The organism is Vibrio sp. 2-Bac 85 (assembly GCF_037546705.1).
GTDB lineage: Bacteria > Pseudomonadota > Gammaproteobacteria > Enterobacterales > Psychromonadaceae > Psychromonas.
Window position 1 is genome coordinate 147,385 of record NZ_JALAAB010000005.1, and the last position, 20,877, is coordinate 168,261.

Sequence of the window (20,877 nt, forward strand, 5' to 3'; positions counted from 1 at the left end):
AATCCTCAAAGAGTGCCCATTAATATCAATTCACTTACGTCACCGAACATTAGGTTACCAATCATTTTTATTGGCTAAAAAAGTTAATACCTGTACTGCTCTCAATGCCAATAGCTATCTATTGGACAAGTGAATACCTTAACTTTTTCATCAGATAGACTGATCGCTTCTGTAAGCACAATGCTATAAAAATGTGCGCAAGATAACATAAAGTTAAATTAATTACCGTTGGGGATTTTCATTTTCCATTGTAACCACTCATCTTCTATTTCTATTTGCAGTTTAAAACTAGAGAAAGCATTGCTTGCTGGTTGTAATTTTTGGTCATCTGGTGTGCTCATATTAATGCCACCCTTAAGCAATGAAGACAGTGATGTTGATTTTAATGCCGCACCTGTAATACCAACGTCTAAGTTGAAACCAGAAGCCGGCCAAAATACGCTATTAGTACGGATTAAATGGGCATATTGAGGATATATGTTAATAATGATTTCAACACCCGATGCGTTGCTATTTAAACGTTTATCGATGACTTCCCCAATTTGTATTTGACGATGATAAACCGGACTTGAAATATCAGTAGAACCGGCATTATTCGCTAATAAAGTGATTGGCAGTCCGGTTTGATGCTGCGCTAATAAGGGTTCATTCGTTTCGCCCTTAAAGCTTGCCATTAAATTGCCTTTACCAGGTGATACATTAATAAATACACCACTGATTAGAGTGTCTAAGTTTTTAGTGCCAGATAATGAAATATTACTGCGCACAATCCAGAATCGACTCCCTTGCTTAGCTATTTTATTAAAATATTGAGGCTCTATATCCAATGTGACAATGACTTTATTGTGCTTGTTAAGTTTAAGCTGATTGACTTCACCGACCACTAAACCTTGAAGTTTTACTTTATTACCCGCTTTTAGATCAAAGGCATCGTCATAGGTAAGCGTTAATTGTTTAGGAGGGTTGGTTGCTTGTTGGAAGCTATCAAATAAACGATATTGGCCAGTGCTCACTTTATTAGCGATCGCTTTTGAAGAAAGCTCAAGTGCTATACCGCCTGCAGCTATAGCTAACAAAGAGTCTGTATTGATATTGATACCGGACAGGCTCGCATCGACCTTAATACCACTAATATTCCAAAATACGGTGCTATCTGAAATTAAATGTTTGAACTGAGGATTAATTTTAAGGCTAGTTTGCATTAAGCTTGAATCATGCAGTGCTAAGGCGCTTACTTCACCGACTTGTAATTTATGATAATAAACCGGAGAGCCGACACTAACAGAAGGTAACTCTTTACTTAATAATGTAACATTAAGTGGCGAAGCAAATGCATTTTTACCAAGCTTAGCTGTCTCTTTAGATGAATATAAATAAAAAGGTTTATTAAAATTATTCTTTGAAGCTTGCTTCTCTGAGGCCTGTTTTTTTAGCACTCGCTGGCTATTATATAAGGTAATACCTCCTTGGATAATATTTTGTATCGGTTTACTCTTTAGCTCAAGCCCAGTTAAAGATGCTTTAAAATCTAGACCACTTGATAAATGAAATTTACTTTGTTGGCTGATCAAATAAGCAAATTTATTTTGTATATTGAGTAACACTTTAATATGTTGGCTGTCTTTGCTCAATTTTAGTGTGCTTATTGTGCCAATTTTTAGGCCTTTATAGGTGACGGGGGCTCCTTCAGTCAAACCATCAGCATTATCAGCGGTCAGTGTGACTGATGTTAACTCGTTGTTTGAATCTTTATGTTGCGCTAATAAAAATTCCGATTGTGGCGTTTCTTGTTGGTACTGTTGACTGTGCGTAAAGCTAATATAATCACCGGTAATAACATTGCCTAGGTTTTCTATTTTAGAAAATGAAAGGGCGGTTTTTTCTACCCAAAATTGTGCGTTTTCGGTCATCATTTCGGCAAATGCAGGGTTAATCGTCGCTTCAGCTAAAAATAATTGACTATTGCTGTCGTAACGAATCTTATCTATTCGGCCAATACCATGCCCTTTAAATAAAATGCCAGCTCTGTTTGGTAAATTATGGGTGTCTTTTAATTTTAATAAAATAGACAAACCTTGTTCGCTATCGTGAATATTATCAAATAACTGATATTGCTTATCAGCTTTCGGTGGCGAAGATGAAGCCGGGCTATTAAAAGTAATGCCTCCCGCAATAAGTGCGGTTAAACTATCTAGTTTAAAATCGATACCTGCACGTGACAGGTTGGCATTTAAACCACTGATATTCCAGAAGCGGCTTTTTTGCTTGACCAGGTGGCTATATTTACTCTCAATGAATATTTGAATATTGATAAATTGTCCTGACTTATCAATGCGAACGCGGGCGACTTCCCCAACCTGTATCTTCTTGTAGAAAATCGGTGTACCCACATTGATTGATGCTGCACTTTTACTTTTAAGGGTTAGTAATAATGCATTATCAGGAATACTAATAGGTTGTTCATCAGTAGCAATAAATTCGTTTTCTGGCTCACCTTCACCGGGCAATAAATTGATATAGCTACCTGAAAATAAAGTATCTAAACCTGATATTGAAGTTAATGAAGCTTTTGGAGAAACTAACCAAAATTGACTTTTCTCTTTCAATAAAAACACCGCATGAGATTCTATTTCTGCAATAACATTAACGCCATCTACTTCGTCAAGCTCTACTTTCTTTACTGTTCCAACAATGACACCTTTATATCGTACCTTCGTTTTATCAACGATAATACTGTCGGCACGCTTAAAGTGAATAGTGACTTGTTCATTTTCATGGGTGATATTTTGAAATAAAATCCAGATGCCTAATAGGGCTGCAATACAAGGTAAAAACCAAATCGGGGAAATTGAACGTGACTTAGCAATAATTGCTTGGTCAGCAGGGTTATTTTGCATTGGTATTAGCATCCCATATTAAACGAGTATCAAAACTCTGCGCGGCAAATAATGTGGTGATAACCACAACGGTAAATGAAGTAGCGGCGATACCTGGGTAAACTGATAAAAAATTTCCTTTATCAAAGACTGCTACCATGATTGATATAACAAATAGGTCGAGTACTGACCAACGTCCTACCCAGTCAACTATTTTGAAAGCAAATAGTTGTTTTTTAGGGGACAGCTGCCATTGAAAATGCACCGCAAGTGAAATGAAAGAAAGTGCAACAATCTTTAATATAGGTACTAGGATAGAGGCAATAAAAACAATAAGGGCAATGCCTATCATACCACTATTAAATAAGCTGATTATACCTGAAAAAATAGTATCAGGATAAAGTGTACTATTTTTTAGTAAATAGGTAATAGGGTATAGGTTGGCTGGAATGATAAAAACTATCGCGGTCAGCAACAAAGCCCACGTTTTTTGTTGGCTATGCTTAATGCGCACTGAGATTGGGCTACCGCAATAAGGGCAATGAGTTGTGTTAGCTGAAATTAAAGAGTCCATGGTGCAGACCTTACATAACTGCCTACCCTGTTGCATGGCGCTGATACCGGGTTCTAGTAGATCACTCATTACGCAAATATTCCCAATATTTTGTATTACTGTATTCACAGAGCATAGACATGTTTAGTATCAGTAACGCCACAAAAAAATACAGCCCACTATTAAAATAGACATCTGCATAACTAATTAATTTAAATACCGCGACCATAAAGCTAACTAGATACACCTCTAACATTGACCAATGGAATAGAACACTTGTTAACTTAAGTACTGGGTTTAATAATGAAGGGCGTTTGTTGAATACGACGCAGCCGCTACTAAAAGTAATACATAAAGTTAACAATACTGGTGCAACCACCGCACAAAATAACACCACAAAAGAGACGATAGGGGCAATATCAATCATCATAATTGCGCCCTGTAATAGATTAGCTTCTTCCGTAATACCTAATAAATGAATAGATATTAGGGGAGATGAAAAGGCTGGAATACAGATCAATAACGCTGTTATTGATAAGGCAAACAACTTATTCGCATTGACAGCTTTGTTTTTGTACAGAATACGCTCGCAGCGTGGGCATTTTGCAACATAGCCTGCCGCTAAAGTTGGTTTTTGTGATACTAAGTCACAGTGACTGCAAATAATTGTCTGCATTGTTTATTATCAATAATTTAACATTCACGGAGAATAGCAAACTAATTTTAAGATGACAAAAGTTGCATTCTATTACAAATAGTTTTACTGTATATAAAACCATGTTTAATTAGTTATTAAAAGAGGCCACCGTGGCAGTCATCATTAAATACATAGTAGAAAGAAAAGGTGTTGAAAAAATGACCTTTACCAGTAAAAAAGAAGCCGATGCATACGATAAAATGCTAGATAGCGCTGATCAAATTGCATTGTTCTTAAGCCAGAGTCCAGTTTCATTGGATGATCAGCAACTGGAAGAGTTAGGGTTATATGTAGCAAGTAATAAAGATGTATTGCAAAACCTATTCAAGGGGCAGTTGTTTGACCAAGAGACGATTGACAAAGCCGACGCATAAAAACAGATAGAATTTAAGGGAGTATTGATAAATTAACCTTCAATACCTTTTATTGTGCTCCTTAATACTCTAAAATACTTTCCTCAATTTTAACAAATACAAATGCTTTTTGGTTGGAAGCATCACTGTGAGGAATTAGCATGCCAATTATTACTCTTCCCGATGGAAATCAACGTCAATTTGACACTACTACTTCAATTATGGATATCGCAGCAGATATCGGCCCCGGTTTAGCGAAAGCTTGTATTGCAGGTCGCGTTAACGGACAACTTGTTGATGCTTGTGACCCTATTGAACACGATGCAGAAGTTTCAATCATCACCAATAAAGATGATGAAGGTTTAGAAATATTACGTCACTCTTGTGCTCATTTGTTAGGCCATGCAATTAAACAATTGTATCCACAAGCAAAAATGGCAATAGGACCAACCATTGATAATGGTTTTTACTATGATATTGATCTTGATGTAACCATTAATGATGAAGAGTTAGCTAAAATTGAAAAACGCATGCAACAGTTAGTTAAAACTAACTATCAAGTTGTTAAAAAGAAAGTCAGCGTTGATGAAGCTATTGCTGTATTCACTGAACGTAATGAACCATACAAATTAGAAATTCTTGAAGGTATTGATAAAGAAGATCGTCCTGGTTTATATCATCATGAAGAATATATCGATATGTGTCGTGGTCCTCACGTACCGATGATGAAATTTAGCCAATGGTTTAAATTGATGAAAGTATCAGGCGCATATTGGCGTGCTGACTCTGATAATAAAATGCTACAGCGTATCTACGGTACAGCTTGGGCAGACAAAAAACAGTTAAATGCTTATTTAAAACGTCTTGAAGAGGCTGCTAAACGTGACCACCGTAAAATTGGTAAGCAGTTAGATCTTTATCATATGCAAGAAGAAGCGCCAGGAATGGTGTTCTGGCATCCAAATGGTTGGACTATCTTCCGCGAGCTTGAAAGTTACATTCGCGAACAGACCGTAGCTTTTGGTTACCAAGAAGTAAAAGCACCACAGATTCTAGATCGTTCTTTATGGGAAAAATCGGGTCATTGGGATAAATATAAAGATGGCATGTTCTGTACTTGTAGTGAAAACAGAGATTATGCAATCAAGCCAATGAACTGTCCTGGTCACGTACAAATCTTTAATCAAGGTTTAAAATCGTACCGAGATCTACCATTACGTTTATCTGAGTTTGGCTCATGTCACCGTAACGAGCCATCAGGTTCTTTGCATGGTTTAATGCGCGTACGTGGCTTTACACAAGATGATGCGCATATATTCTGTACAGAAGCTCAAATTCTTGAAGAAGTATCTGCTTGTATCAATATGGTATTCGAATGTTATAAAACATTTGGCTTTGAAGATATTGTGGTTAAATTATCTACTCGTCCTGAAAAACGTGTTGGTGATGATGCTACATGGGATAAATCTGAAGCGGCTTTAGCAAATGCATTAGATGAAAACGGTGTTAAGTTTGAGTACTTGCCAGGAGAAGGTGCTTTCTATGGTCCAAAAATAGAATTTACCTTGTATGATTGTTTAGGTCGTGCATGGCAATGTGGTACAATACAGTTAGATTTTTCAATGCCGGGTCGTTTAGACGCAACTTATGTTGGTGAAGATAACGAACGACATACACCAGTGATGATTCACCGTGCAATCCTTGGTTCTTTAGAGCGTTTCATTGGTATCTTAACTGAAGAGTATGCAGGTATTTACCCAACTTGGTTATCACCTCAACAGGTGGTTGTGATGAATATTACGGACAAACAGTCTGATTTTGTCACGGAAGTAGTAAATAAATTGAAAAAATCGGGTGTTAGAGCCATTTCGGACTTGAGAAATGAGAAAATAGGCTTTAAAATCCGCGAGCATACATTAAAGCGCGTTCCTTACTTATTAGTTGTGGGTGACCAAGAGGTCGAAGCAAATGAAGTTGCAGTAAGAACACGTAAGGGTGATGACCTTGGTAAAATGCAGGTTAATGATTTTGTTGACCATGTAAAACAAGAAATCATCGCACGATCATAAATCACTTGGAGGAATTTGTTATAAAAGGTGCAAAAAAAGCCCCGCAAACGGGCAATAAACATCGTTTAAACGATGAAATAACTGGTACTGAAGTACGTCTTTCTGATTCAGAAGGTAAGCCGGTAGGTATTGTTTCTTTAGAAGAAGCAAAAAACATGGCATTTGACGCAGATTTGGATCTAGTAGAAATTAGCCCAAATGCTGAGCCGCCAGTTTGTCGCATCATGAACTATGGCAAATTTCTCTTTGAAAAGAGTAAATCCGTTAAAGAACAACGGAAGAATCAGAAACAGGTTCAGTTGAAGGAAATAAAATTCCGTCCTGGGACTGATGATGGCGATTATCAGGTAAAACTACGCAGCCTGATACGCTTTCTTGAAGAGGGTAACAAAGCCAAAGTAACGCTACGTTTTCGTGGTCGTGAAATGGCGCATCAATCACTTGGAATGGAATTACTAAATCGCGTTAAAAACGATTTAGCTGAAATCTCAACTGTCGAATCCTTCCCTAAGCTGGAAGGTCGTCAAATGGTGATGGTACTTGGCCCTAAACGTGCTAGCTAAGGCATAAAGTAGTATTGATGTGCGAATGTGAGAATATTCGCACTATTTACTCGCCTTACTGGTTTAATTTAATATTTTAACAATGCGGAGTTCGCAATGCCTAAAATGAAATCTAACAAAGGTGCTGCAAAGCGCTTTAAAAAGACTGCTTCTGGTGGTTTTAAACGTAAGCAATCTCACTTACGTCATATCCTTACTAAGAAATCTACTAAACGTAAACGCCATCTACGTGCTCAAAGCATGGTAGCTAAAGTAGACGTACCTAGTATTAACAGAATGTTACCATTCGCTTAAGTAAGGAATATATAAAATGCCAAGAGTAAAACGCGGTGTACAAGCTCGTGCACGCCATAAAAAAGTCTTAAAACAAGCTAAAGGTTATTACGGAGCTCGTTCACGTGTTTATCGCGTAGCAGTTCAAGCAGTAACTAAAGCTGGTCAATACGCTTACCGCGACCGTCGTCAACGTAAACGTCAGTTCCGTCAACTATGGATTGCACGTATTAACGCTGCATCTCGTATTAGCGGATTATCTTACAGCCGTTTCATCAATGGTCTTAAAAAGGCTTCTGTTGAAATCGATCGTAAGATCCTAGCTGACATCGCTGTATTTGATAAAGCAACATTTGCTCATTTAGTAGAAGTTGCAAAAAAAGCGCTAGCTTAATCATTATTGATTAACAGAATTGAAGAAGGAGGCATTTGTCTCCTTTTTTTTGATCTAAAATTCCTCTCCATCTTTCTCTACTTTGATTACATTATCTAAACCTTACCTTGCTGGCAGATATGACTTTTACTTCAGTAACAACCTCAAGCTTTTATCTATGAGATTTATCTTCAATATTTGTAACGTAATGCCTTTTTCTTTGCACAATTTATAACCTACAAGAGATGCACTTTAACCAGTAAGACTGATCGGTTATTTAATGCAATTGCTATAAATGTCAGTATCAATAAGGTTGTCATATAACTGTCACATAAGAGCAATATAATCGTCCACATCAATTATGTTGGAGATAGTAAATGGAACGTGATTTAGCGACCATGCTGCAAGCGAATAAAAAGCGAGTGGTTAAGGATAAGTTGGTTAAATATGGTGTAACAGGAGGCGGCACATTGGTGCTTGTCGCATTGTTATTAATTTTTGGGTATTTATTGTATGTCGTATTACCTATTTTTGCACCCGTGAGTATCGAACAAACACAATCCTTTCAACGTCAAGATTCAACAAAAATTTATGCATTGGGTCTGGATGAGCAAAATGAAGTTAGCTACCAGCTTGATGAACAAGGTTTATTAAGCTTTTATTCATTGAGGAAAAATGATTTAGGCGAAAACTTACTACAGTACCAAGCCTTAACTAATACTCAGCATATTGCTAAAACAATGGCGTCTACGGGTATTTATGCAATCAGTAATGATCGAGGTGAAGTGAAGATTGTTAAACCAAGTTTTGTGACATCTTATCCCAAAGATAAACGCTTAATTACGCCTGAAGTTAGTTTCCCTCTTGGTGAAGATAATTTTATTGTTTCTGAAGGTAAGCAAGCATTAACGCATTTAGCTTTTGAGATAAATCCTGAATATGCCGGTTTAGCTGCAGTACAAGGTAATGGCGAAGGGTTGTTTCTACTATTAACCGCTGAAGAAAATATGATGACCGATGAAACGGTTTGGGAGCAATCGTTATTTAAATTACCTTCATTTCCTCAACAAGTAGATCAATTACTATTAACACCTAATCTGAGCAAATTATTTGTACGTAGTGGTAATGATTTGTTGGTTTACGATGTTTCCGAAACTAACAATATACATATTACTACGGCACTTAAAATCAATGCAAAAGGCAGTAACGTTAGTCATATGGCTTTACTAACCGGAGCTAGTTCATTGTTAGTCGCTAATGATAATGGTGTGATCAGCCAGTGGTTTGAAGTGTTAAGTGATAATAAACGTGAATTTACTTTCATTCGCGATTTTAAATCATCATCAGCGGTGACGAGTATTGTTCCTGAGTTTTTCCGTAAAGGTTTTTTAACCACGACAGCTTCCGGTGACTTATCTATTTTTCATACCACAGGCGAAACTGAGTTATTAACTGAGTCTATTACTGATGCAGGTAACTTAATCGTAGCTATCTCTCCGCGTGCGAATGCAATCCTCAGCGCAGATAGCAAGTCTATTACACTTTATCATGTTGAAAATGAACATCCTGAGATCACTTGGTCTGCATTATGGCAAGAAGTTTGGTATGAGGGATATCCTGAACCGCAATATGTGTGGCAGTCGACATCTGCAAGTGATGACTTTGAAGCAAAAATGAGTTTAGTACCGATTTCATTTGGTACCATCAAAGCAGCATTCTATGCCATGTTATTTGCTGTGCCCATTGGTATTTCAGCGGCTATTTACACTGCTTACTTTATGGCGCCAAGCATTAGAACTTATATCAAACCTACCGTAGAAATCATGGAAGCATTACCTACGGTTATTTTAGGGTTTTTAGCAGGCCTATGGTTAGCACCTATTGTTGAAAGCCAATTACCTGGGATCGTATTATTATTAATTACCTTACCTGCTAGCGTGTTAGTAGCAGCCCTGATTTGGTCGAATTTACCCAAGTCATTAAGCGATAAAATCAGCGAAGGTGTGTTACCGCTGGTCCTATTACCTATTTTGGTGGCTGCGGGTTATTTATCTATGTCCTTTAGCGATACGCTTGAATTATGGTTATTCAATGGTGATACGCGTATGTATTTGACCAATGAATTAGGCATTAATTTTGACCAACGTAACTCGCTTATTGTTGGTATTGCGATGGGGTTTGCAGTTATCCCAACCATTTTTTCGATTGCTGAGGATGCTATTTTTAGTGTACCAAAGAGTTTAACCATGGGGTCATTGGCGTTAGGAGCAACACGTTGGCAGACTCTTTCTAAAGTGGTTATTTTAACCGCTAGCCCAGGTATTTTTTCTGCGGTGATGATGGGTATGGGACGCGCAGTGGGTGAAACTATGATCGTACTAATGGCGACGGGTAATACCCCGATTATGGATTGGAACATCTTTGAAGGTATGCGTTCTTTATCAGCGAATATTGCTGTTGAAATGCCTGAATCTGAAGTGGGTAGTTCACATTACCGCGTCCTATTCCTAGCCGCATTTGTATTGTTCATCTTCACCTTCTTTTTCAACACCATTGCTGAGTTTGTTCGTCAGCGTTTGCGTGAAAAATATTCAAGCCTATAAATAGGAGTTAGTTATTATGGGTAAGTGGTTTAAATCAGGCACACCGTGGATTTGGATGACCGGTGGCGCTGTAAGTTTGAGTTTGATTGCAGTAATAGGGTTGTTCTTATTAATCGGATGGAGAGGATTAAGTTTCTTTTGGCCTGCTACTGTGTATGAGTTTGATATGCAAAATGAGCAAGGTCAAAAATCAGTATTAATAGGTGAAATATACGACACTGAAAGTGTACTAAAGCAACAGTTACTTGATGCAGGGGTGATCGGTCTTGAGAACGAAGGCGATTCTTTGCAACGCTTTTTGATTAAAATAGGTAACCGTGAGTATGTTGATTTGGATTTCCAATGGATATTGGAAACTATTATTAAAGATAAAAAAATTGCCAACGATATTGTTGTGTTTGAAAGAACCAAAAACGGTAATTTTTATGGATACCTTGATGCTATTAATGAGGGCGAGCAGAAGTTAAATATTGAAAAAAGTGGCTTGGTTGATGAGCTAAATAAGCGCATTGAACGTGCGCTTGAGTTTCGAAACAAAGAACATGCGTTGCTGACTGGTGATATCGGGCGTATCAACTACGACTTAGATCGAATTCGCTTAAATAAACGTAAATTAGAGCTTGATGGTAGTCTAACACCACAAAAGATTGCTGAATTTGCTGCTCAAAGTGATAGCTTACGCGCCGAGTACTTAGCATTAGAAAATGAGTTATTTGATTACCGAGATCAAGCTAAACGCGATAGTGTGGTAGTGAAAGATATGACTGGGCGTTTAGTAACGATGCCGTTATCTTATATCTTAGATTTCTATCAACCTAATGACATGAGCTTTATGCAGAAAGTAGGGCATTGGTTCCATCAGGTTTATAAGTTTGTAAGTAGCGACCCGCGTGAAGCTAATACAGAAGGTGGTGTTTTCCCTGCTATTTTTGGTACCGTATTCATGGTGATGTTAATGGCTGTGATCGTTACCCCATTTGGTGTGGTTGCTGCTATTTATCTGCATGAATATGCCGGCAAAAATAATATTACTAAATTTATTCGTATTGCTGTGATTAACTTAGCGGGGGTTCCGTCAATTGTTTACGGTGTATTTGGTTTAGGATTCTTTGTGTATATCTTAGGTGGCAGTATTGACCAACTACTTTACCCAGAAGCATTACCAACACCTACTTTTGGTTCTCCTGGTGTATTATGGTCAGCGTTAACTTTGGCTATTTTGACCTTACCCGTGGTAATTGTGTCAACTGAGGAAGGGCTAAGCCGCATCCCAAGTACACTACGCGAAGGTTCATTAGCATTAGGCGCAACCAAGTCGGAAACGTTATGGCGTATTGTTATTCCAATGGCGAGCCCTGCTATTATGACAGGACTGATCTTAGCCGTTGCCCGCGCCGCGGGTGAAGTAGCTCCTTTAATGTTGGTTGGTGTGGTGAAGATAGCGCCCACGTTACCTGTAGATGGCAATTTCCCATTCTTACACTTGGATAGAAAGTTCATGCACCTTGGTTTTCACATCTATGATGTTGGTTTCCAAAGTCCCAATGTAGAAGCAGCAAGACCACTGGTGTATGCCACTTCATTCTTATTAGTGACTGTGATTATTGGCTTAAATTTAGCGGCCATTTCAATCCGTAATAATTTACGTGAAAAATACCGCTCATTAGAGCATTAAAAATAACAATACAATACGCAGCCAGCGTTGATAAGAGTCGCGCATGGCTGCACATGATCAATGACACATTTTAAAAACAGACACAGTCTTGTGTGTGAATAAAGATTAGGAAAGACAATGATTGATTTATCAAATTTAAATGTAAAAGGTAATGATTTAAGTGCTTTAACCGCTGAAAATACAGCATTGGAGATTAAAAACTTAGATCTGTTTTACGGTGACAAACAAGCGTTACATAATGTATCGATGAAAATACCAAAGGGTAAAGTCACCGCATTTATCGGACCATCGGGTTGTGGTAAATCAACGTTATTACGTTGTATTAATCGCATGAATGACCTCGTAGAGATTTGTCGTGTAGACGGTAATATAGAGTTACAAGGCATCAATATTTATGATAAATCGGTAGATGTTGCATCTTTACGTCGTCGTATAGGCATGGTATTTCAGCGTCCTAATCCTTTTCCAAAGTCAATTTATGAGAATGTGGTATATGGCTTACGATTACAGGGGATAAACGATCGTCGTACACTGGATGAAGCCTGTGAAACATCACTGCGTGGTGCCGCTTTATGGAATGAAGTGAAAGATAGGCTACACGATAATGCCTTTGGTCTTTCTGGTGGGCAACAGCAACGTTTAGTGATTGCTCGTGCTATCGCAATTGGACCAGAGGTGTTGTTATTAGACGAGCCTACCTCTGCCCTAGACCCTATCTCTACACTAACGATTGAAGAACTGATTACTGAGCTTAAGAAAAAATTTACCGTGGTGATTGTGACACATAACATGCAACAGGCGGCGCGTGTCTCGGATCAAACCGCCTTTATGTACATGGGTAAATTGATTGAATACTCAGATACGAATACATTGTTTACTTCACCAAAACAAAAACAGACAGAAGATTACATCACCGGTCGTTACGGTTAGATAAGGAAATAAAATGGAAAACTTAAACTTAAACCGTCATATTTCAGGACAATTTAATAGTGAACTGGAAAGTGTGCGTAACCAAGTTATGCAGATGGGTGGACTCATTGAACAACAGTTAGGCGATGCTTTATCAGCAATGGCGGATAATGATTTAGAGCTAGCGCGTAAAGTAATAGTTAAAGATAATGAAGTGAATCAATTTGAAACCAAAGTGGATCAAGATTGTTCACGAATCATTGCTAAGCGCCAGCCAGCCGCCAGTGATTTACGCTTAATACTAACTATTATGAAAACGATAACTGAGCTTGAAAGAGTCGGGGACAGTGTTGTTGCGATTGCTAAAATGGTCATTGAGAATCACGGTAAAAAAGTGCCTTCATTAATTGGGCTAGAGAACATGGGGCAGATTGTATTAAAAATGTTACATAATGCGTTAGATGCTTTTACTCGTTTAGATATTAATACTGCTATTGCCGTGCATAATGAAGACAAAAAAGTAAATCGTCAGTACGAGAGTATCCTACGTGAACTGATGACTTTTATGATGGAAGATCCGCGTTCTGTACCCTTTGTATTAAATGTATTAGCCTCTGCACGTGCTATCGAACGTATTGGTGATAGATGCCAAAATATCTGTGAGCAAATCGTGTACTTAGTAAAAGGGATTGACGTTCGACACGCAACAGAAGAAGAGATCAATTCATTGATTGAGTAAAGCTCAACAGATTATCCTACAAGCGTTGCTATTTATAAAAGCGAAGTTGAATGTATTCAGCTTCGCTTTTATATTTCTGCTGCTTTTAAAATCGAGAAACCTTTTCAGCCCATGTGGCATCAGGTATACTGCGCGTTTTATTTACTGGAACCGTTACATGAAAGTTGCTGATTTTTCTTTTCACCTTCCTGAAGAATTGATTGCGCGTTACCCAACGCCGGAGCGTACCCATAGTCGCTTACTTTCATTACAGGCAAACGCGGGCGAATTAAGCCATTTAAACTTTACTGATATTATTGATTTAGTGAATGCTAATGATTTACTTATCTTTAACGATACACGGGTTATTCCAGCGCGTTTATTTGGTAGTAAGGAAACGGGCGGTAAAATTGAGGTGCTAGTGGAGCGGGTATTAGATGAGAAGTCTTTTCTAGCCCATGTTCGTAGCTCAAAATCACCTAAACCAGGTTGTCAGTTATTATTAGAAAATGACGTTAAGGCTGAAATGGTGCAGCGTCAAGGTCCATTATTTGAAATTAAAGTGGACAGCAATGAGACGGTATTACAAATTTTAGAGCGTATTGGCCATATGCCTTTACCCCCTTACATCGATAGACCCGATGAAGATGCCGATAAAGAACGCTACCAAACGGTATATAATAAAAATCCCGGCGCTGTTGCTGCGCCAACTGCGGGATTGCACTTTGATCAAGCCATTTTAGATAAGTTAACGGCAAAAGGAACCGATTTCGCCTTTGTTACCTTGCATGTGGGGGCTGGGACTTTTCAGCCAGTTAAAGTTGATAATATACTCGATCATCAAATGCACAGCGAGTATGCAGAGGTATCGCAACAAGTTGTGGATAAAATTAATGCCACTAAAGCGGCGGGTGGCAGAGTGATTGCGGTTGGCACAACGTCGGTACGTTCCGTGGAAAGTGCTGCTAGTGTTACCTTAGCAAAAGGGCTGGCGCTTGCTCCTTTCTTTTCTGAAACCAGTATCTTTATCTATCCGGGTTATCAGTTCCAGGTAGTTGATGCCATGATCACTAATTTTCACTTATCGGAATCAACTTTATTAATGTTGGTCAGTGCTTTCTGTGGCAAAGAAAATATAGATAAAGCTTATCAAACTGCGATTGAAAACAAATACCGTTTCTTTAGTTATGGCGATGCAATGTTTTTAACTAAAAAACTAACTAAAAATTAACTAAAAACTAATTAATAAAGCCTTAAAAAGAGCTTTTTAAGCTATTAATCTAAAAAAGTAAGACATTAAAACTCAAATCAATGACTTAGATCAAAGGTCATGATTCAGTTCGTTTTAATAATTGTTCAATCAAAAATCAGACTGTTTCTCTGATAAGGAAAACCATGAAATATGAATTAATAACAACCGATGGTCGCGCTCGTCGTGGCCGTTTAACTTTTGAACGCGGTACTGTGGAAACACCTGCGTTTATGCCTGTTGGCACCTACGGTACGGTAAAAGGCATGACGCCTGAAGAAGTACATGAAACAGGCGCAGAAATATTGTTAGGCAACACATTCCACCTTTGGTTACGCCCAGGACAAGAAGTGATCCGTCAACACGGTGATTTACACGACTTTATGAATTGGAGTGGACCAATACTAACTGACTCAGGTGGTTTCCAAGTATTCAGCTTGGGTAAAATGCGTAAAATCAAAGAAGAAGGTGTTTACTTTAGAAGCCCTGTTAATGGTGACCAAGTATTTTTATCTCCGGAAGTTTCCATGGATATCCAGTATGACCTAGGTTCAGATATCGTCATGATCTTCGATGAATGTACTGCGTATCCTGCAACAGAACAAGAAGCAGACGTGTCAATGAAGCTTTCTTTACGTTGGGCTGAACGTAGTCGTCAACGTTTTGATGAGTTACAAAACCCCAATGCATTGTTTGGTATTATCCAAGGTGGCTGTTTTGAGCACTTACGTGATGTGTCGTTAGATGGTTTAACTAAGATTGGCTTTGATGGTTATGCTATCGGCGGGCTAGCAGTCGGCGAGCCAAAAGATGATATGCACCGTATTTTAGAATACATTGCACCTAAGATCCCAGAAGATAAACCGCGTTATTTAATGGGCGTGGGTAAACCTGAGGATCTTGTAGAAGGTGTACGTCGTGGTGTTGATATGTTTGACTGTGTAATGCCAACAAGAAATGCACGTAACGGTCACTTATTTACTACCGATGGTGTGATTAAAATTCGTAACGCAAAACACCGTGAAGATACTAGCCCACTAGATGCCGAGTGTGATTGTTACACTTGTAAAAACTATACGCGCGCTTATTTATATCATCTTGACAAGTGTGGAGAAATACTTGGAGCTCGTTTAAATACGATCCATAACTTACGTTATTACCAACGTTTGATGAAAGGTTTGCGTGATGCCATTTCAGCAGGTACATTAGACGAGTTTGTTGATATATTTTATAAGCGAATTGGAAAAGAAAAACCAGTTCTAAATAATTGATAACACAATACAATTACCATACTATTACATAGTTTAATTTTTATACAATAAAGGATATAACATGAGTTTATTTATCTCTCAAGCACATGCAGCAGCGGAAGGTTCGGCAGAAGGCGGCGGCATGCAAATGATTTTTATGTTAGTTGTTTTTGCAGCTATCTTCTACTTTATGATCTACCGCCCTCAAGCGCGTCGCACTAAAGAGCATAAAAACCTGATGGAAAGCATCAGCAAAAACGATGAAATACTAACATCTGGTGGCCTAATTGGTCGTGTTGTTAAAATCAGTGCTGAAAGTGAATACGTTCAAATAGAGTTAAATGAAAATAACACTATCGTAATCAAAAGAGATTTCATTTCAGCGGTACTGCCTAAAGGTACGCTTAAATCAATCTAAATAAGAAGGGCAGGTTATCCTGCCTTTTTTGTTCTCTTTACCTTTAGCATCAAATAAAGGACATTATTGTGTTAAACAAATACCCTCTTTGGAAATATTTACTACTTGGGTTTATCGTTTTATTTACTCTCGTTTATGCTGCACCCAATCTCTATGCAGAAGACCCTGCTGTACAAGTTTCTGCAACACGTGGTGCTAAAGTTGAACTATCTACTTTAGACAAAGTTCAAGATATTTTAAAACAAGTTAATATCTCACCTAAATCAACCGCATTAGAAAATGGTCAAATCTTAGTGCGTCTTTCTTCTAGTGAAGATCAATTAATTGCTCGTGAAACTATCAGCGCACAAATAGGCGATGGTTTTGTGACAGCATTAAATTTAGCCCCATCGACACCTGCTTGGTTAGAAGCGATTGGTGGTGGTCCTTTAAAACTCGGTCTTGACTTACGTGGCGGTGTACATTTCTTAATGGAAGTGGACATGGATGAAGCGATTAGTAAAGAACAAGATCAAATGGTACAAGACTTACGTGCTGAATTACGTGAGCAAAAAATACGTTTTCGTGGTATCGAAAAAGCATCTACTGAAACCGGCGTAATATTGCGTTTTACATCGCAAAAGATTTTAGATAGTGCAATTGATTACTTAAAACCGATCAACCCAGGTTTTGTGTTTAGCGAAAAAGAAAATAACGGTGCTTTCTACTTAACGATTAGCATGACAGAACAAAAATTAAAGTCTGCAAAAGAAGATGCATTGCAACAGAATCTAAGCATTTTACGTAACCGTGTTAATGAGTTAGGGGTTGCAGAGCCGCTTGTTCAGCGTCAAGGTGTAGACCGCATTGTGGTTGAATTGCCGGGTATTCAAGATACGGCGCGTGCCAAAGAAATACTAGGTGCAACGGCAACGCTAGAATTCCATCCTGTTGATTCTGATACTGATTTATCGGATGCTTTGGCGGGTCGAATTCCAGCTTCTTCAGTTTTATATAAAGAACGCGATGGCAACCCTGTTGTTATCAAGAAAAAAATTATCTTAACGGGTAATCACATTGTTGATGCTCAATCGAGTGCTGATGAATATGGACGTGCACAGGTAAATATTTCTTTAGACTCTAAAGGTGGCAGTAAAATGTCACGTTTTACTAAAGATAATATCGGTAAGCCGATGGCCACTTTATTTATTGAATATTTACCAACGGGTAAAAAGAAAGCCAATGGCAAATCAGAAACTAAAAAACGCATAGAAGTCGCTAACGTAGCCACTATTCAAGCGCAATTAGGGCGTAGTTTCCGTATCACTGGTTTAGATAATACTGCTGAAGCGCATAACTTAGCGTTGTTATTACGTGCAGGTGCATTAACCGCACCGATTCAAATCGTAGAAGAACGTACGATTGGTCCAAGCCTAGGTCAGCAAAATATCGATAATGGCATGAAAGCAATGATCTATGGGTTGTTAGCCGTGGTTATCTTTATGTTTATTTACTACCGTAAATTTGGTGCGGTTGCAAATACTGCATTGATACTTAATCTTGTGATGATTGTTGGTTTGATGTCGATGATCCCAGGGGCAACATTAACCTTGCCGGGTATTGCAGGTATTGTATTAACCATTGGTATGGCTGTTGATGCTAATGTACTTATTTTTGAACGTATTCGTGAAGAGTTACATGCTGGTAAGTCGGTTCAACGTGCTATTAATGAAGGTTATGCTAATGCATTCTCTACCATTGCGGATGCGAATATTACGACCTTTATTACCGCCGTTATTCTGTTTGCTGTAGGTACTGGCTCAATCAAAGGTTTTGCTGTGACACTGGCAATCGGTATCTTAACTTCAATGTTTACTTCTATCTTCGGTACCCGTGCAATTGTTAATGCACTATGGGGTGGCCGCAATGATATTAAAAAACTTTCAATCTAAGCAGGGTCAACTATGTTGGAATTAATTAAATCGAAGCAAACCATTCGCTTCATGAAATATGCAAAGCCTGCAACTTGGTTATCCATTTTATTAGTGGTTATCTCGGTAGGGTCATTAAGTATAAATTGGATAAATTGGGGATTAGATTTCACCGGTGGTACATTAATTGAGGTTGGCTTTCAACAACCTGCTAATTTAGAGGATGTACGTTTAACCTTAAGTGAAGCTGATTTTCCGGATGCTGTTGTACAGCATTTTGGTAGCAGCCATGAAGTGATGGTTCGTTTAGCACCACGTGAAGGTGTTAAAGGACAAGTGATCGGTAATCAAGTGCTAAACGCACTAACAGCTGGTGATTTCGGTGATGTGGATATGCGTCGTATAGAGTTCGTTGGGCCAAATGTGGGTGATGAGCTGGCTGAGAATGGTGGTATTGCTATCATCATCGCACTTATCTGTATCATGTTATATGTGAGCATGCGTTTTGAATGGCGATTAGCGATGGGCTCTGTATTAGCCTTGGGACACGATATCATCATCACGTTAGGTGTTTTCTCGTTATTCCAAATTGAATTTGATCTAACAGTGTTAGCGGCTTTATTAGCTGTAATAGGTTACTCACTCAATGATACGATCGTAGTATTTGACCGTATTCGTGAAAACTTCAGACTCATTGCAACAGCAACACCTGAAGAGATCGTTGACCAATCTTTAACACAAACATTAAGCAGAACAATCATTACATCAAGTACCACTATTTTTGTATTAATTTCTTTGTTTGTTGTCGGTGGGGCGCTCATTCACGGATTTGCAACTGCGTTGTTAATTGGTATCTTTGTTGGTACTTATTCTTCAATTTATGTGGCCAGTGCGTTAGCGATTAACCTTGGTATATCGCGTGAACACATGATCCCTGAAGTGATTGAAAAAGAAGGCGCTGATCAAGACGCTTTGATGTAATTGATTTTATAGCCCGTTTACATCAATTTAAAAAAGCACTGCAGCGCAGTGCTTTTTTGTATCCGTTAACTTGCTTTATATTATGGGTTTATTGCATCGGGTTTATATAATAGGTTTTAAAAAAGATATGACTAACTAAAGTTATTATCAATAAAGTGCCGAGCAATAAAGGGCTACATAATAAAAGATAAAGTGCGTGAATATGGTGATAGCCTATTGCCTATCTGTAACAAATTTAAGTCATCAGCCACTCTTTTATTGTAAATATATTGTCATCAATACGCCTTATTCCGTGAAAAATAGTGATTATTTATTGAATATAATGGGTAAAACTTTACATTATCAATGATATGGTACACTCTTGAAAATCTTGTTTATAAGGGTTCAACGATGCGATTATCTTTTAATAAATGGGCTATTGTCCTGTCTTTTGCCACATTGACTGCGTGTTCAAACAATCAACATGAAAGTAAAAGTTATACTTTAGAAGCTACCGGTAACGGTAATTCAGTCTTTCCTCTCGCGACTCCGCTACAAATAACATACCAAGATGAAGTCAAATTATTACGTATTAATCAATTAATTGCCGACAAAGATAAAGTCGATGATAAGCAACGTGCTGCTTTATTGTATGAGCGCGGATTAATTTACGATCGAATGGGACTTAATGCGCACAGTCGTTATGATTTCACTCAATCGATTCAGATTGATCCAACCTTTGCTCAATCCTATAACTCATTAGGTGTTTACCTATTAATGGGTGAAGCCTATGACGAAGCTTTCGACGCGTTCGATTCAGCGATTGAACTGTCCGATAAAATGCAATACAGCTACCTTCACCGTGCTATAGGTTTATCACTAGTGAATCGTTATGATGGTGCGCAGAAAGATATAGAGCATTTTTACGAGCTTGATAAAAGTGACCCTTATCGTTCATTGTGGCGTTATATTATTAATGCGCACGTGGATCAAAAGCTAGCGGAAGGGCAATTGAAGGAAGTACAACCGGAAGAAGAAGATAAGCGCTTTGCATGGGCGATTATTGATGTTATCAACGGCGATTTATCTGAAAAAGACTTTTTTGACAATATCGCAAATGGTGTAGAAACAAATGATGAGTTAGCACAGCGTTTATGTGAAGCTTATTATTACTTAGCACATTGGCATATGAATAATAATCACCTTAACAAAGGCATTTATTATTTAAAATTAAGCGTTGCAACCAATGTTAAAGATTTTATTGAGTATAAATATGGTTTGATTGACTTAAGCCACATTCAAGAAAAACTACAGGCACAAGCGTTAAAAGCCATTGCTGTACAGCAGAATAATTCTGAGCAACCTTTATAGTCTGCTTTGAAGATTTAAAAAATCAGCTAGAGCATTGAAAAATATTAGATTATTGCC

Annotated in this window: 18 protein-coding genes; 15 read left to right on the forward strand and 3 right to left on the reverse strand. The window is 38.2% G+C overall.

Annotated elements, in window-relative coordinates:
• Positions 1–218 precede the first annotated feature (218 nt).
• The 3 genes from MT390_RS07700 to MT390_RS07710 are packed head-to-tail and all read right to left on the reverse strand — an operon-like array spanning position 219 to position 4,105.
• Positions 219–2,897: a PqiB family protein gene (locus tag MT390_RS07700; protein WP_499440482.1), complete on the reverse strand. Its 2,679-nt coding sequence runs from the start codon at positions 2,895–2,897 to the stop codon at positions 219–221.
• The gene (locus tag MT390_RS07705) at positions 2,887–3,519 is read right to left on the reverse strand and encodes a paraquat-inducible protein A (protein ID WP_499440484.1); all 633 of its coding nucleotides are present in this window, start codon (positions 3,517–3,519) and stop codon (positions 2,887–2,889) included. The genes MT390_RS07700 and MT390_RS07705 overlap by 11 nt, the downstream gene beginning before the upstream one ends.
• A complete protein-coding gene (locus MT390_RS07710; protein WP_499440486.1) occupies positions 3,512–4,105 on the reverse strand; it encodes a paraquat-inducible protein A in 594 nt (197 codons plus the stop codon). The genes MT390_RS07705 and MT390_RS07710 overlap by 8 nt, the downstream gene beginning before the upstream one ends.
• Before the next feature lie 131 nt (positions 4,106–4,236).
• Between MT390_RS07710 and MT390_RS07715 the strand changes: the two genes are divergently transcribed.
• The 15 genes from MT390_RS07715 to nlpI all read left to right on the forward strand — a co-directional run bounded on the left by MT390_RS07715 (position 4,237) and on the right by nlpI (position 20,820).
• Positions 4,237–4,500 carry a YebG family protein gene (locus tag MT390_RS07715; protein ID WP_166370211.1) on the forward strand — a complete coding sequence of 88 codons (264 nt, stop codon included), beginning with the start codon at positions 4,237–4,239 and terminating at the stop codon, positions 4,498–4,500.
• 140 nt (positions 4,501–4,640) lie between these two features.
• Positions 4,641–6,548, forward strand: a complete 1,908-nt coding sequence (gene thrS, locus MT390_RS07720) for a threonine--tRNA ligase (protein WP_166370209.1) — start codon at positions 4,641–4,643, stop codon at positions 6,546–6,548.
• 5 nt (positions 6,549–6,553) lie between these two features.
• Positions 6,554–7,111: a translation initiation factor IF-3 gene (gene infC, locus MT390_RS07725; protein ID WP_205962978.1), complete on the forward strand. Its 558-nt coding sequence runs from the start codon at positions 6,554–6,556 to the stop codon at positions 7,109–7,111.
• A 96-nt stretch (positions 7,112–7,207) separates the two neighbouring features.
• Positions 7,208–7,405, forward strand: coding sequence for a 50S ribosomal protein L35 (gene rpmI / locus MT390_RS07730; protein ID WP_025564055.1), 198 nt, complete (start codon positions 7,208–7,210; stop codon positions 7,403–7,405).
• 16 nt (positions 7,406–7,421) lie between these two features.
• A complete protein-coding gene (rplT, locus tag MT390_RS07735; RefSeq protein ID WP_025564056.1) occupies positions 7,422–7,778 on the forward strand; it encodes a 50S ribosomal protein L20 in 357 nt (118 codons plus the stop codon).
• Between the two features lie 356 nt (positions 7,779–8,134).
• The gene (locus MT390_RS07740) at positions 8,135–10,360 is read left to right on the forward strand and encodes an ABC transporter permease subunit (protein ID WP_499440490.1); all 2,226 of its coding nucleotides are present in this window, start codon (positions 8,135–8,137) and stop codon (positions 10,358–10,360) included.
• A gap of 16 nt (positions 10,361–10,376) precedes the next feature.
• Positions 10,377–12,035 carry a phosphate ABC transporter permease PstA gene (pstA, locus tag MT390_RS07745; RefSeq protein WP_499440492.1) on the forward strand — a complete coding sequence of 553 codons (1,659 nt, stop codon included), beginning with the start codon at positions 10,377–10,379 and terminating at the stop codon, positions 12,033–12,035.
• A gap of 117 nt (positions 12,036–12,152) precedes the next feature.
• Positions 12,153–12,965: a phosphate ABC transporter ATP-binding protein PstB gene (gene pstB / locus MT390_RS07750; RefSeq protein ID WP_166370203.1), complete on the forward strand. Its 813-nt coding sequence runs from the start codon at positions 12,153–12,155 to the stop codon at positions 12,963–12,965.
• A 13-nt stretch (positions 12,966–12,978) separates the two neighbouring features.
• Positions 12,979–13,683 (forward strand): phosphate signaling complex protein PhoU, encoded by a 705-nt coding sequence (gene phoU / locus MT390_RS07755; RefSeq protein WP_028867646.1) that lies wholly within the window; start codon positions 12,979–12,981, stop codon positions 13,681–13,683.
• Between the two features lie 157 nt (positions 13,684–13,840).
• Positions 13,841–14,893, forward strand: coding sequence for a tRNA preQ1(34) S-adenosylmethionine ribosyltransferase-isomerase QueA (gene queA, locus MT390_RS07760; protein WP_499440495.1), 1,053 nt, complete (start codon positions 13,841–13,843; stop codon positions 14,891–14,893).
• Positions 14,894–15,057: 164 nt separating this feature from the next.
• A complete protein-coding gene (gene tgt / locus MT390_RS07765; RefSeq protein ID WP_166370199.1) occupies positions 15,058–16,182 on the forward strand; it encodes a tRNA guanosine(34) transglycosylase Tgt in 1,125 nt (374 codons plus the stop codon).
• Between the two features lie 61 nt (positions 16,183–16,243).
• The gene (gene yajC / locus MT390_RS07770; RefSeq protein WP_166370197.1) at positions 16,244–16,579 is read left to right on the forward strand and encodes a preprotein translocase subunit YajC; all 336 of its coding nucleotides are present in this window, start codon (positions 16,244–16,246) and stop codon (positions 16,577–16,579) included.
• 68 nt (positions 16,580–16,647) lie between these two features.
• Entirely contained in the window at positions 16,648–18,510 is a 1,863-nt protein-coding gene (gene secD / locus MT390_RS07775) for a protein translocase subunit SecD (RefSeq protein WP_499440498.1), read from the forward strand.
• A 12-nt stretch (positions 18,511–18,522) separates the two neighbouring features.
• A complete protein-coding gene (secF, locus tag MT390_RS07780; RefSeq protein ID WP_299659636.1) occupies positions 18,523–19,470 on the forward strand; it encodes a protein translocase subunit SecF in 948 nt (315 codons plus the stop codon).
• 390 nt (positions 19,471–19,860) lie between these two features.
• Positions 19,861–20,820, forward strand: a complete 960-nt coding sequence (nlpI, locus tag MT390_RS07785; RefSeq protein WP_299659639.1) for a lipoprotein NlpI — start codon at positions 19,861–19,863, stop codon at positions 20,818–20,820.
• Positions 20,821–20,877 lie beyond the last annotated feature (57 nt).